Origin of the sequence: Pseudonocardia sp. P1 (assembly GCF_000178675.2) — a bacterium.
Lineage (GTDB): Bacteria > Actinomycetota > Actinomycetes > Mycobacteriales > Pseudonocardiaceae > Pseudonocardia.
The window spans coordinates 2,238,380-2,250,916 of record NZ_ADUJ02000001.1 but is presented as its reverse complement, the minus strand read 5'-3'; the positions used below and the strand labels follow the sequence as shown (position 1 = coordinate 2,250,916).

Sequence of the window (12,537 nt, the reverse complement as noted above, 5' to 3'; positions counted from 1 at the left end):
CGGTCACGACGCCGCCCCGGACAGGTCGTAGAGGGTGACGCCGTCGACGGTCCGGGCCGGGAACGACGCCTGCACCCACTCCGCGATCCGGGTCGCCGCGTCACTGCCGCCGGTGTCCGAGCTCGCGATCATGCCGCCGCCGGAGCCGCCGACGAACCAGTGCACCCGCCCGTCCGCCACCATCTGCCGGAACGCGTCGAGGGTCGGGTACGGGTCGGTGCCGTTGAACCCGCCGAGTGCGAGAACGGGGCCACCGGACGCCAGCTGGTACCCGGCCGCCTGGTTCGAACCGACGGCCGCCGCGACCCAGGTGTAGTCCGCCGCGTCCTCCTGCAGCAGGGCCGTGACCTGTGCGGACGGGGTGGGGGAGCCGAGGATGCCGCCGGGACCGCCACCCGGTGCGCCACCGTCGGGGAGGCCGTTCGCGGGCCCGCCCGCACCGCGACCGTCGCGCATCCCGCCGGGGCCGCCGCGCCCGCCCGGCCCGGACCCGTGGCCCTCCGGCCCGGAGGTCGGGATCGCGCCCGTGTGCGGCGTCGCCGCCGTGGCCACCGACCACGCGGCGGTGCCGCCCAGCCCGGCCAGCACCGCCGCCACCACGACGCCCGCGGCGAGCGCCCGCGGCATCCGGTGCACCCCGGTCAGTGCGGCGGCCGCGACCAGGCCGAGGCCCAGCACCGTCCAGCGCAGCCACGGCAGCCAGCCGGCCGCCCCCGCGAGCAGCGCGGACGACCACCCGGCGGCGAGCAGCACCGTCGCCGCCAGCAGCAGCCGGGACGCGAGCGCGGCCCGGTCCCGCCACAGCGTCACGACGCCGATGCCGGTCAGCGCCGCGACCGCGGGGGCCGGCGCGACCGTGTAGTAGCTGTGGATGATCCCGGCCATCAGGCTGAACGTCAGGCCGGTGACCACCAGCCAGCCGCCCCACAGCAGGGCGGCGGCCCGCGCCGGGTCGGTGCGGGGTGCGCGCCGGGACCGCCACAGCAGGACGCCGAGCAGCAGCATCGCGACCGGCAGCAGCCACGACGCCTCCCGGCCCATCTCCGAGCCGAACAGCCGCAGCAGCCCGGTCTCGCCCCAGCCACCACCGGCACCGCCCCCGACCGAGCCGACCTCGTCGCCGGTCAGCCGTCCGACGCCGTTGTAGCCGAACACCAGCTCCAGCACGCTGTTCCCCTGCGACCCGCCGATCCAGGGCCGGTCGGCCGCCGGCCACAGCTCGACGACCAGCACCCACCAGCCGGCGGACACCAGCAGCGCGACGCCGGCGGCGAGCAGCCCTCGGACCCGCGGCCACCAGGCGACCGGCGCGGCCAGCAGCCAGACCAGCGTGAACGCGGGCAGCACCAGGAACGCCTGCAGCATCTTCGCGAGGAACCCGTACCCGACGAGCGCACCGGCGAGAACGAGCCAGCGGGTCCGGCCCTGCTCGACGGCCCGGGTGACCGCGTACGCCGCGCCGGTCAGGACCAGCACGAGCATCGCGTCCGGGTTGTCGAAGCGGAACATCAGCACGGCGACGGGGGTCAGCGCCAGGACCGCCCCGGCGAGCAGACCGGCGGCGTCACCGGCGACCCGGCGCACCGCCGCGTGCAGCAGCGCCACCGAGCCGACACCCATCAGCGCCTGCGGCACCAGGACGCTCCAGGAGGACAGCCCGAACAGCCGGACCGACAGTCCGATCGGCCACAGCGCACCGGGCGCCTTGTCGACGGTGATGCCGCCCGCGGCGTCGGACGCGCCGAAGAACCACGCCGACCAGCTCTGCGCACCGGCCTGGGCGGCGGCCGCGTAGAACGCGTTCGCCCAGCCGGACTCCGACAGCCCCCAGAGGTAGAGCACCGCCGTCCCGGTGAGCAGGACGGCGAGCGGCACGTGCCGCCGCCACCCGCGTGGGGGCGCCGGCTCCCGCGCGGGGACCGGCCGGGAACGCTGCAGGGTGCTCGTCACGCCCGCCGACGCTGCCGGGGCCCGCTGTGCCGTCCCGGTGATCGACCTGTGCGGGGGCTGTGTACCGCCCGGGCTACCCCGCCAGCGCGCTCAGCTGCGCCGCGCGCACCGGTGCGGTCTGCGCCTGCACCAGGTAGAACATGGCTTCCCGGGCCCAGCGCTGCTCCGGGCTCGACGCCAGCAGCGCCGACCCGGCGCGGGCCGCGACCAGCCCCTGCGCCGCCCGCACGGTGAGCGCCGCGAGCTCGCCGCGCAGCGCCGTCCGCTCGGCGGTCCGCTCCCGCAGCGGCACTCCGGTGAGCAGGGCGTACACCTCCGCGCGGCGCCGGGCGGCCTCCGGTGCCAGCGCGGCGGCGAGGTCCACGGCCTCCGGGCGGTCCCGCTCCCGGCCCAGCCGGTCGAGCTCGGCCAGCACCCGGCGCAGCAGCCCGATCGAGGCGGGGGTCGCGTTCGCGGTGCGGGCGGCGTCGAGCTCGCGGTAGGGGGCGCCGTCGATCTCGGCGAGCACCGCGTCGCCGCCGACGGCCAGGTCGTCGAACTCGACGGCGACGGTGCGGGTCCCGCCCATCACGCTGAGCGGCAGCGGCGCACCGGCCCGCAGCCCGGGCGTCTCCCGGGCGGGGACGAGGACGAACAGGTACCGGTCGCCGGGCGCCACGGCGCCGATCATCAGCAGGTCGGTCAGTCCCCACCCGGTGCACCAGTCGGAGCGGCCGCGCAGCCGCCACCCGGTGCCGTCCGGCTCGGCCGTCACCGCAGGCGGGCCCGGCCGGCGCAGGTGCGCGATCGCGATCCCGGACCGGCGGGCGCCGGAGCCCAGGTCCGCCCGGTGCAGTGCGGCGGCAGGTCCGGTGCGCACGGTCCCCTCCGGCAGCTCCGCGGGCCCGCCCCGGGCGAGCTGCTGCGGGGTGCGGTGCTGGGTGCCGACGAACCAGGTCGCCCCGCACGCCCCGGCCAGCAGCTCGACCGTCTCGGCGTCGACCCGGGCGTCGCCGCCGAGGCCGCCCTCGGCGACCGGGACGGCGACCGAGAGCAGCCCCGCCCGCGCCACCGCCTCGCAGGACTCCCGGGACACCCCGCGCGCCGGGTCGTCGGCCGCGGCGGCTCGCGGGGCGAGGACGGTCCCCGCGATCCCGGACGCCGCGACGACGGCCGGGTGCGCGGCGAGCTCGGCCGGGGGAGCGAACGGATCGGTGCCGGTGGACGCACTCACCCGGGCACCGTCGCACGGGCGCCGTCGCGGCGGGCCGGTACCGGGCGGATCCGCACCCGACGTCACACCTGCCGCGAACCCGGTGGCGGGCGGCGCGGCGCGCGGGGAGGATCCGCCGGTGCCCGAACCGCGGACCCCGGTGCCCGACCTGACGACCCCGAGTCTGCTGCTGCGCCGCTGGAGTCCCGAGGTCGCGGCCGCCGTCGTCGCCGGGGCCCGGCGGGACGGCTGGGCCGCCGACTTCCCCGCCTGCGGCGACCGGGAGATCGCCCGGCTCCTCGCCCGCGACCCGGGCGGGCCCGGCTGGGGGCGGCACGGCCACCGGCTGCTGGTGGAGCGGGCGACCGGCCTCGTCGTCGGCGGGGCCGGCCTGTTCCCCGACGGCGACGGCGGCCTGGAGCTCGGGTACGGCGTCGTCGTGTCGCGGCGCCGGCGCGGCTACGCCACGGAGGCCGCCCGCGCGCTGGCCGCGCTCGCGCTGGCCGACGGCGTGCCCCGGGTCGTCGCCGGTGTTGAGCCGGGCAACCCGGCGTCGGTCCGGGTGCTGGAGCGCATCGGGATGCACCGCACCGGCTCCGCCGACGGGGCCGTCCGGTACCGGCTGGCGGCGACATAGGCTCTCGTGCTGTGACCCGACCCCGACTGGTCGCCCTGGACATCGACGGCACGATCGTGCACGGGAAGCGACCCCCGTCCGCCGCCGTTCTCGACGCGATCACCTCCGCCGGCCGGCACGCCGTGGTGATGCTCTGCACCGGCCGGACCGTCGTCGGCGTCGCGCCCGCGCTGGACCGGATCGGCCTGGACACCGGGGTCACGCTGACCTCGAACGGCGCCGTCGAGATGGACACCGCCACCCGCCGGGTGCTGTCGGTGTCGCGGTTCGACGTCGGCGCGGGCCTCGCCCGGCTGCGCGAGCACTTCCCGGGGGCGGTGTTCGCGGGGGAGCACGTCGGCGTCGGGCAGCGGGTGAGCGGCCCGTTCCCGGACGGGATCCTCGCCGGGAACGTGACGGAGGTCGGCGTCGAGGGGCTGCTCCGCGAGCCCACCCCGAAGCTGATCATGTACTGGCCGGGCCGGACCCCCGCCGAGACGGCCGAACGCGCCGCCGGACTGGAGTTCGACGACGCCACGATGACCCTCGACCACGAGCTGCCCTGGGTGACGCTGGTCCCCGCCGGGATGTCCAAGGCGTCCGGGCTGGCCCGCGTCGCGGCCCGGCTCGGGATCGACCGGGCCGACGTCCTCGCCGTCGGCGACGGCGACAACGACCGCGAGATGCTGCGCTGGGCCGGGCACGGCGTCGCGATGGGCCAGGCCCCGCCGGAGGTGCACGCCGACGCCGACTCCAGCACCGCGACCGTCGCCGAGGACGGGCTCGCGGCGGCGCTGCGGCGCTGGTTCTGAGGGACCTACCGGCCGAGCTCGACCGGCACGCCCGCGACCAGCGGCTCCGCCGGCTCCAGCACCGCCCCGCAGGACGGCGGCCGCGGCGGCAGCCCCCCGTCGGGGAGGACCTCCACCGACCAGGCACGACCGTCGGTGCACCGCACCGTGACCGGGCCCGGCTCGTGCGCGGCGTCCACGTGCAGGGCGCCGGCGTGACCGATGCCGGTGTGCTCACGGACGGCGAGCTCCGCGACCTGCTGCACCGGCTCCAGCCCGGCGTGCCCGCGGCACGACCACGGGTCGACGCCGCCGCCGGCCGCCGCCTTGAGCGCCGCCAGCCCGCTGCCGGTGTCGAGCCGGCCGTAGGCGTACCCGGTGGGCAGGACCAGCGCAGTCGGCGCGAAGCGGTGCCCGCCGAGGTGGGTGCACTCCCAGACGTCGGCGCCCTCGGCGCCGAGGTCGGCGGCGAGCGCGCGGCCGCGGACGGCGCAGCAGACGTCGCGCCTGCCGTGCGCGCACACCAGCATCACCGGGTCGGTGACGGGCTCGCCGGCGTCCGGGTCGAACGTGATCCGGGCGAGGTCGTCGGTGCTGCGGACGGACTGCCGGGTGACCCGGGACGCGCCCGGGGCCAGGTCGGCGACGTAGACCGTGCGCGCGCCGTCGCAGTCCCGCCCGGCCCGCCCGGTCCGGCGGAGGAGCAGCAGCAGGACGTCCTCGTGGCGCAGCCGCGTGTACAGCTCGGCGACGTCGGGATCCGGGTGGTCGGCGACCGTGCGCGGCCAGGCACCGACGTGCTCGACGGCGACCAGCCGGCGAGCGGCGGGTGCGGTCCCGGTCAGCGGTTCACCGGCGTCCTCGCTGAGCGCGGCGCAGCCGGCGCGCAGGGGAGCCCCCGCGGCCCGCGGGCCTGCGAGCGGGGAGGTGACCGTCATCGGGTCAGTGTAGGGAAGGTTGACCTAACTTCAAGCCGGACCCCCCGGTCGGGCGGTCCGTACCCCCGGTCGTGATCAGGAACGACCCGGGAGCTCGGCACGCAGGACCTTGCCGGTCTGGTTGCGCGGCAGCTCGTCGAGGAAGTGCACGTCCCGCGGGACGGCGAACTTCGCGAGGTCGGCCTTGACCCGGTCGCGGACGGCGTCGGCGGAGACGTCGGCGCCCGGCTCGAGGACGACCCAGGCGGCGAGACGCTGGCCGTAGTCGTCGTCGTCCACACCGAGAACGCAGGCCTCGCGGACCCCGTCCATCCCGGAGACGAGGTCCTCGACCGGGCCCGGGTGCACGTTCTCGCCACCGGAGACGATCATGTCGTCGGCCCGGCCGGTCAGGAACAGCCGTCCCGCCTCGTCGAGGTGCCCGACGTCGCCGGTGCCGAGCAGGCCATCGCGCTCCTCGAGGCCCTCCTCGCCGCCGGTGTAGCCCTCGAACGGGAGGTCGTTGCCGACGAACACCCGGCCCTCGACGCCCGGCGCGGCGGCCCGGTCGTCGTCGTCGAGGACGAGCAGGGTGGTGCCGGCCGGGGCGCGGCCCGCGGTGCCGGGGGCGTCGCGCAGGTCCTGCGGACCGGCGATCGACACCCAGGACACCTCGGTCGAGCCGTAGAGGTTGTAGAGGCAGTCGCCGAAACGGTCCATGAAGTCCTGCGCCTGCCCGCCGGGCAGTGCGGACCCGGAGACGGCGACGATCCGCGGGGCGTGGCCGGACGTCCAGCCCGCTGTGCCGGACTCCAGCACCCGCTGCAGCATCACCGGGACCGCGAACACCGTGGTGCACCGGCGCTCGGCGACCGCGTCGAGCAGGCCCTCCGGGGTGAACTTACGGCGCAGGACGACCGTCGCGCCGTGCAGCGAGGCCAGCAGCAGCCCGGCGTTGCCCCAGGTGTGGAACAGCGGCGCGGCGATGTGCACCGGCTCCCCGGCGCGCAGCGGGATCGCCGAGAGGATCGACGCGGCCGGGGCCAGGCTCGACGGGTGCGGCCGCCGGGCGCCCTTCGGCGTGCCGGTCGTACCGGAGGTCAGGACGATCTGCTTCGACGGCTCGGGCCGGAAGGGGAGCTCGCCCGGCCCGCCCCGCGCCACCATCACCTCGAGGTCGTCGAGCACCCGGTCGCCGGCGGCTCGCGGCCGGTCGGGGGTCGACGTCAGCACCGCGCGCGGGCCGTCCGGGACGATGCCGAGGAAGTCCGGGTCGGTGACGATCGTGTGCAGCTGCTGCTGGTCCTGCACGCCGCGCATCTGCTCCGCGGACAGCCCGGTGTTGACGAGCACGACGTCGGCGCCCGCCTTCCCGGCGGCGATCATGGCCTCGATCGGCGCCCGGGCGTTGCGGCAGAGCACCCCGACCGGTGCGCCCGGCCCGGCTCCGGAGTCGAGCAGCGCGAGCGCGAGCCGGTCGGTGCGCTGGTCGAGCTCGGCGTAGGTGGTGACGCCGTCGTCGTCGACGACCGCGAGCCGGTACGGGTGCCGGGCCGCGCCGACGGCGAACGCCGCGGTGATGCTGTGGCCGTACCGCACGAACGCGCGGCCCATCCCGTAGAGCCGGCCGGGCCCGAGCGGACGCACCACGCCGGACCGGGTCAGGGCGACGGCCGCGCGGGCGGTGCCGCTGCCCAGCTCGTAGGCCGAGCGTGCGGTGCCGGACAGGTTCTGGAGCAGCGGGGAGGCGGCCATGCGCCGCAGTCTCGCAGTGCTCTCCCCGGCGTCGCCGGGTCCGGTGGCGGGTGATGTGTCAGAGGTCACGGCGAGCACCTGTCATGTTCCGGGGTGTGACGACGATGTCTCCGTGGGTGACCCACAGGTCACCGCTCACGTCAGCACACCGTCGGGGATCCTGATGCGCCTGTACCTGCCTGCCCGCACGCCCGCCTCCGGCCGCACCCTGGTCCGGGCCGGTCGTCCCACGAAGACCATGCCCGGCTTCGGCGGTCTCGCCGGCGTCTGCCGGTGCGGCGCCGCCCGCCCCGCCGACTCGCACGCGCTGCCGTGGCGCGACTGCCCGGCCTGCGTCCCGCAGCGGGCGCACGCCACGCGCTGAGCGGCGGCCGGGCCGCGATCTCGTAGGTTCCGGGTCGACGACGTCCGATCGATCGGCCCGGAGGCCTGCGTGACGCCCCCCACCCCGGACATGCGGCTGCGTGCCCTGGAGCGCGACGACCTCGCGTTCGTGCACGAGCTCTCCAACGACTCCGGGATCATGTCCTACTGGTTCGAGGAGCCCTACGAGGCGCTCGTCGAGCTGCAGGACATCTACGACCGGCACGTCCACGACGTCCGCGAGCGCCGGTTCGTCATTCAGCTCGCCGCCGCCGGCGGCTCCGGCGACGATCCTGCCGTGCGCGACGGCCGGGCCGGCCTCGTCGAGCTGGTGGAGATCGACTACATCCACCGCAAGGCCGAGTTCCAGATCATCGTGCACCCGGCGTTCCAGGGCCGGGGTCTCGCCGCGCGTGCGACGTCCGCCGCGCTGGACTACGCCTTCGGCGTGCTCAACCTGCACAAGGTCTTCCTCGTCGTGGACGTCGACAACACCCGCGCGGTGCGCGCCTACGAGCGCACCGGGTTCGTCGTCGAGGGCGAGCTGCGCGAGGAGTTCTTCGCGAGCGGCCGCTACCGCGACGCCTACCGGATGGCGATCCTCCAGGACCAGCACCTCGGGCGGTCCTGACCCCGGACGCCGGTGTGCCGGGACCGGACCGGCCGGCAGGGAGGGGGACCCGTCGGCCGGTCCGGTGGGTGCCGGCCGCGGGCATGCGGCCGGGGCCTTCGCCGTCACCCGGGCGCGTGGACCGTTCCCCCGGCGGGGGCCGATCCGCGTCCTCGGTCGTGACGTCGACACGGCCGAACAGTACTATCCGAAGAAGAGGTCATGTCAAAGTCTTCGGGAGGCACGGCGATGAGCAGCAGAAACAGGGTCTGGATCGGCGTGGCGCCGATGTCGCCGTCATGGAACACCGACTCGTGTCACCGTTGATCGTCCGTCTCTCGTGAGTCGCGGCGGCGGACGGCGCGGCACCGCCCGATCCGGCTGCGGTCCCGCCGTGGGACGCCGCCCCCACCGCCTTCCCCGGGTAGGGTCCGCACCGATGTCCGGATCGCCGCCCGCCGGGGACGAGTACCCCATCGACCAGCTCGCCGCGCGGGCCGGGATGACCGTGCGCAACGTGCGCGCACACCTGTCCCGTGGCCTGCTGCAGGCAGGGGAGATGCGTGGCCGCACCGCCTGGTACGGCCCCGAGCACCTCGCCCGGCTCGACCTCATCGCCGGGCTGCAGCGCCGCGGCTTCTCCCTCGCGGCGATCGGCGTGCTGATCAACCAGACGCCGTCGGGCAGCGCCGAGGAGGCGCTGCGGCTCTACCGCGGCATGCTCGCGCCCTGGCAGCCCGAGGAGCCCGTCGAGATCGACGAGAGCGAGTTCGTCGAGTGGGCGGGTGCCGAGCTCCCGGCGGAGTCGCTCGCCCTCCTCGCCGGGTCCGGGCTGCTGGAGTGGCCGTCGGAGGGGCGCCTGCGGATCCTCAACCCGTCGATGGTGCGGGCCGGGGTGCACGCCATCGCGCTCGGCCTGTCGCCGGAGTCGGTCGTCGAGGTCGGGGTGGCGCTGCGCGGGCGCACCCGGGAGATCGCGGACATGTTCGTCGCCCTGTTCCGCGACCAGGTGTGGCAGGCGCACGTCGACGCCGGCCTGCCCCGCGACGGCGTCGCCGACCTGCGGACGGCCGTCGAGGCGTTGCAGCCGGTCGCGACCCAGTCGCTGCTCGGCGCGTTCCGGCAGACGATGCAGGAGGCGATGGACGACTTCATCCGCCAGCTCTCCGGGGACCTCGCGCCGGACACCCCGGCCACCGGCGACCGGGACTGACCGGCACTCACGCGCCCGGCAGCTCGACGGTGAAGACCGTCCGCCCGGGCTCGCTGTCCACCGAGACGGTGCCGTCGTGTGCCGCGACCACCGCGGACACGATCGCCAGGCCGAGCCCGGTGCTCGGGGTGTCGTTGCCGGCCCGGCTGCGGCCCTCCGCCCCGCGGGCGAACCGCTCGAACACCCGGGGCAGGACCTCGGGCGGGATGCCCGGGCCGTCGTCGCCGACCCGGAGGCGGACGCGGCCGGGGGCCGGCCGGTCCAGGCCGACGGTCACCGACGTGCCCGGCGGGGTGTGGGTGCGCGCGTTCGCCAGCAGGTTGGTGACGACCTGGGCGAGCCGGTGGGTGTCGCCGGTGACGGTGACGGGGTCGTCGGGCAGCCGGGGGTACCAGCGGTGCTCCGGGCCGGCGACGTGGGCGTCACCGACACCGTCGAGCACCAGGCGGGTCAGGTCGACCTCGGTGCGTTCGAGGGGGCGGCCGGAGTCGAGACGGGCCAGCAGGAGCAGGTCCTCGACGAGGGTGCTCATGCGCTCGGCCTGGGAGGTGATCCGGGTCAGGGCGTGGGTGGTGCCGGCCGGGACGGGGTCGGGTTCGCGGCGGGACAGCTCGGCGTAGCCGCGGATGGCGGCGAGCGGGGTGCGCAGCTCGTGGCTGGCGTCGGCGACGAAGCGGCGCAGCCGGGTCTCGGACTCCTGGCGGGCGGCGAGCGCGCCCTCGACGTTGTCGAGCATGTGGTTCAGGGCGGTGCCGACCTGGCCGACCTCGGTGCGGGGATCGGGATCGGGGACGCGCGCGGCGAGGTGGACCTCTCCGCGGTCCAGCGGCAGGGCGCCGACCCCGGCGGCGACACCGGCGACCCGTTCGAGGGGTCGCAGTTCGCGGCGGACGAGGACGGCGGCGCCCAGCCCGGCGAGCAGGACTGCGGCGCCGAGCACGATCACCTCGGTGACCAGGAGCCGGTCGACGGTCTCGCCCGCACTGTCGGGCTGCGCGACGACGTAGGTCCTCGTGCCGGCGACGTGCGCCACCGCCCGGTAGTTCCCCGGCGAGAGCGCCGTGTCGTGCGGGGCGCCGTCGGCAGGGACGGTCTGCAGGGCCGCGACGTCGGTGTCCGCGACCGAGGTGCCGGTCCCGCCCCGCTCGGCGCGTTCGGCGCGCTCGACCCGGCCGGCGTCGAACACGGCGGCCATCGAGCCGGGCCCCTGACCGGGACCGATGAGGAACCCGTCGCCCGGGACGGCCGGCAGCGGCGAGCGCCCCGGCCCGGGTGCGCCCGAGCCGGCGTCCGGCGCGGTGCGGTCCCCGCCCGGGTCGGCCACCGACCCGGGCGGCTGCCCGGTCTGCCGGGAGACGAAGCCGTCGAGGGCGAGGACGAGCTCCCGGTCCTGCCGGGACGACAGGTAGCGGTCGAGGGAGAGCGTCGTCGTCACGCCGATCGCCACGCAGGCGACGGTGAACACCAGCAGGACGGTGATCACCAGCCGGGCGCGCAGGGAGCGCACCCGCCCGGAGACCCGCGTGACGACCATGCGACCCGTCCTACTCCGCCGCGGGCCGCAGCACGTAACCGGCGCCGCGCACCGTGTGGATCATCGGGGCGTACCCGGCGTCGATCTTCTTGCGCAGGTAGGAGACGTAGAGCTCGACCACGTTGGACTGGCCGCCGAAGTCGTAGTTCCAGACGCGGTCGAGGATCTGGGCCTTCGACAGCACCCGGCGCGGGTTGCGCATCAGGTAGCGCAGCAGCTCGAACTCGGTCGCGGTGAGCTCGATCGGGCGGTCGGCGCGGCGCACCTCGTGCGCGTCCTCGTCGAGCACCAGGTCCCCGACGACGAGCTCGGACGAGCGCTGCGCGGCCGCCATCCCGGCCCGGCGCAGCAGCCCCCGCAGCCGGGCGACGAGCTCCTCCAGCGAGAACGGCTTGGTCACGTAGTCGTCGCCGCCCGCGGTGAGGCCGGCGACCCGGTCCTCGACCGCGTCGCGCGCGGTCAGGAACAGCACCGGCACCTCGGGGGTGCCTGCCCGGACGCGGCGCAGGACCTCGAAGCCGTCGACGTCGGGCAGCATGACGTCGAGGACGATCGCGTCCGGCCGGAACTCCCGGGCGTGCCGCACCGCGGTCGCACCGTCACCGGCGGTCCGGACCTCCCAGCCCTCGTAGCGCAGCGCCATCGAGAGCAGGTCCGACAGGGTCGACTCGTCGTCGACGACCAGCACCCGGATCGGGCTGCCGTCGGCGCGGCGCAGCTGGTCGGCTCCCCGGTCGATCACCTCGGTCATGGTGCCAGCACACAGCCCCGACCTGTGCGACGGCTGTGGGCCGGCTGTCGGCATGCTGCGACCGGGTCAGCGGGCCCGCCAGTACCCGGTGGCGTAGACGGCGCGCCGGTCGAAACCGCGGTCGCCGAGCAGGTGCGCGCGCAGGTCCTTCACCGCCGCGGACTCGCCGGACAGCCACGCCTGCCCGCGCCCGGCGGGCAGCTCGGCAGCGTGCACGGCCGCGACCAGCGGCTCGCCGGCCGGGTCGGACCCGCGGTGCACCCAGTGAACCTCGGCGTCGCCGGGCAGCGGCTGCTCCTCGTCGGGCCCGGAGACCTCGACTATCGCCCGGACGGGCACCGCCGGATGCTCCTCCGTGAGCGTCTCCAGCACGGTGGCGAGGGCGGGCAGCGCCGACTCGTCGCCGATGACGACCTGGTGCTCGGCCGCCGGGTCCGGGGCCCAGCGGCCGCCGGGCTCGGACACCCCGACCCAGTTCCCGGGTTCCGCCGCCACCGCCCAGGCCGCCGCCGGGCCGTACCCGGCGTGCACGACGAAGTCGACGTCGAGCTCGCCGTGCGCCCCCGCACCGGGGGAGAAGCGGCGCACCGTGTAGGTCCGGATCGCCGGGCGGGCCTCACCGGCGGGCCACACCGGACCGCCGGTCGACGCGCGCGGCACCGCGGGGCGCTCCTGCCCCTCGACCGGGAAGAACATCTTGATCCGGCGGTCCGGGCCGTGGCCGGGGAAACCGGCCAGCTCCTCGCCGGTGAGGGTCACCCGGACCATCCCGGGCGTGACCCGCTCGGTGCGGGTCACCTGCAGCAGGCGGGGTGCGGTCGTGCTCATGGCCGACCAGTCTCCCG

At 76.4% G+C, this 12,537-nt stretch carries 12 protein-coding genes; 5 read left to right on the top strand and 7 right to left on the bottom strand.

The features are described from left to right. Positions 1-3 precede the first annotated feature (3 nt). A complete protein-coding gene (locus tag PP1_RS09890; RefSeq protein ID WP_083697049.1) occupies positions 4-1,950 on the bottom strand; it encodes a glycosyltransferase family 39 protein in 1,947 nt (648 codons plus the stop codon). A 73-nt stretch (positions 1,951-2,023) separates the two neighbouring features. Further along, on the bottom strand, positions 2,024-3,163 hold the full coding sequence (locus PP1_RS09885; protein WP_075314030.1) for an acyl-CoA dehydrogenase family protein: 1,140 nt from the start codon (positions 3,161-3,163) through the stop codon (positions 2,024-2,026). A 118-nt stretch (positions 3,164-3,281) separates the two neighbouring features. Here PP1_RS09885 and PP1_RS09880 point away from each other — a divergent pair, with 118 nt between their 5' ends. Continuing rightward, on the top strand, positions 3,282-3,779 hold the full coding sequence (locus PP1_RS09880) for a GNAT family N-acetyltransferase (protein WP_075314984.1): 498 nt from the start codon (positions 3,282-3,284) through the stop codon (positions 3,777-3,779). Positions 3,780-3,790: 11 nt separating this feature from the next. Further along, positions 3,791-4,570 (top strand): HAD family hydrolase, encoded by a 780-nt coding sequence (locus PP1_RS09875; RefSeq protein WP_010228827.1) that lies wholly within the window; start codon positions 3,791-3,793, stop codon positions 4,568-4,570. A 5-nt stretch (positions 4,571-4,575) separates the two neighbouring features. Here PP1_RS09875 and PP1_RS09870 read toward each other — a convergent pair whose 3' ends face one another. Both PP1_RS09870 and PP1_RS09865 read right to left on the bottom strand, forming a co-directional pair. Then, positions 4,576-5,487 carry a sucrase ferredoxin gene (locus PP1_RS09870; protein WP_010228829.1) on the bottom strand — a complete coding sequence of 304 codons (912 nt, stop codon included), beginning with the start codon at positions 5,485-5,487 and terminating at the stop codon, positions 4,576-4,578. A gap of 75 nt (positions 5,488-5,562) precedes the next feature. Beyond that, positions 5,563-7,221: an AMP-binding protein gene (locus PP1_RS09865; RefSeq protein ID WP_010228831.1), complete on the bottom strand. Its 1,659-nt coding sequence runs from the start codon at positions 7,219-7,221 to the stop codon at positions 5,563-5,565. A gap of 112 nt (positions 7,222-7,333) precedes the next feature. Here PP1_RS09865 and PP1_RS09860 point away from each other — a divergent pair, with 112 nt between their 5' ends. From PP1_RS09860 to PP1_RS09850, 3 genes are all read left to right on the top strand, one after another. After that, entirely contained in the window at positions 7,334-7,585 is a 252-nt protein-coding gene (locus tag PP1_RS09860) for a hypothetical protein (RefSeq protein WP_010228833.1), read from the top strand. Positions 7,586-7,654: 69 nt separating this feature from the next. Continuing rightward, positions 7,655-8,215, top strand: coding sequence for a spermidine N1-acetyltransferase (gene speG, locus PP1_RS09855; RefSeq protein ID WP_212567249.1), 561 nt, complete (start codon positions 7,655-7,657; stop codon positions 8,213-8,215). Positions 8,216-8,633: 418 nt separating this feature from the next. Continuing rightward, a complete protein-coding gene (locus PP1_RS09850) occupies positions 8,634-9,407 on the top strand; it encodes a MerR family transcriptional regulator (protein ID WP_010228836.1) in 774 nt (257 codons plus the stop codon). Positions 9,408-9,414: 7 nt separating this feature from the next. Here PP1_RS09850 and PP1_RS09845 read toward each other — a convergent pair whose 3' ends face one another. From PP1_RS09845 to PP1_RS09835, 3 genes are all read right to left on the bottom strand, one after another. Further along, positions 9,415-10,941: a sensor histidine kinase gene (locus tag PP1_RS09845; RefSeq protein ID WP_010228838.1), complete on the bottom strand. Its 1,527-nt coding sequence runs from the start codon at positions 10,939-10,941 to the stop codon at positions 9,415-9,417. A 10-nt stretch (positions 10,942-10,951) separates the two neighbouring features. Beyond that, complete coding sequence (locus PP1_RS09840) at positions 10,952-11,692, bottom strand: response regulator transcription factor (RefSeq protein WP_010228840.1); 741 nt, start codon at positions 11,690-11,692, stop codon at positions 10,952-10,954. 66 nt (positions 11,693-11,758) lie between these two features. Then, a complete protein-coding gene (locus PP1_RS09835) occupies positions 11,759-12,520 on the bottom strand; it encodes a siderophore-interacting protein (RefSeq protein WP_010228842.1) in 762 nt (253 codons plus the stop codon). Positions 12,521-12,537: the final 17 nt, after the last annotated feature.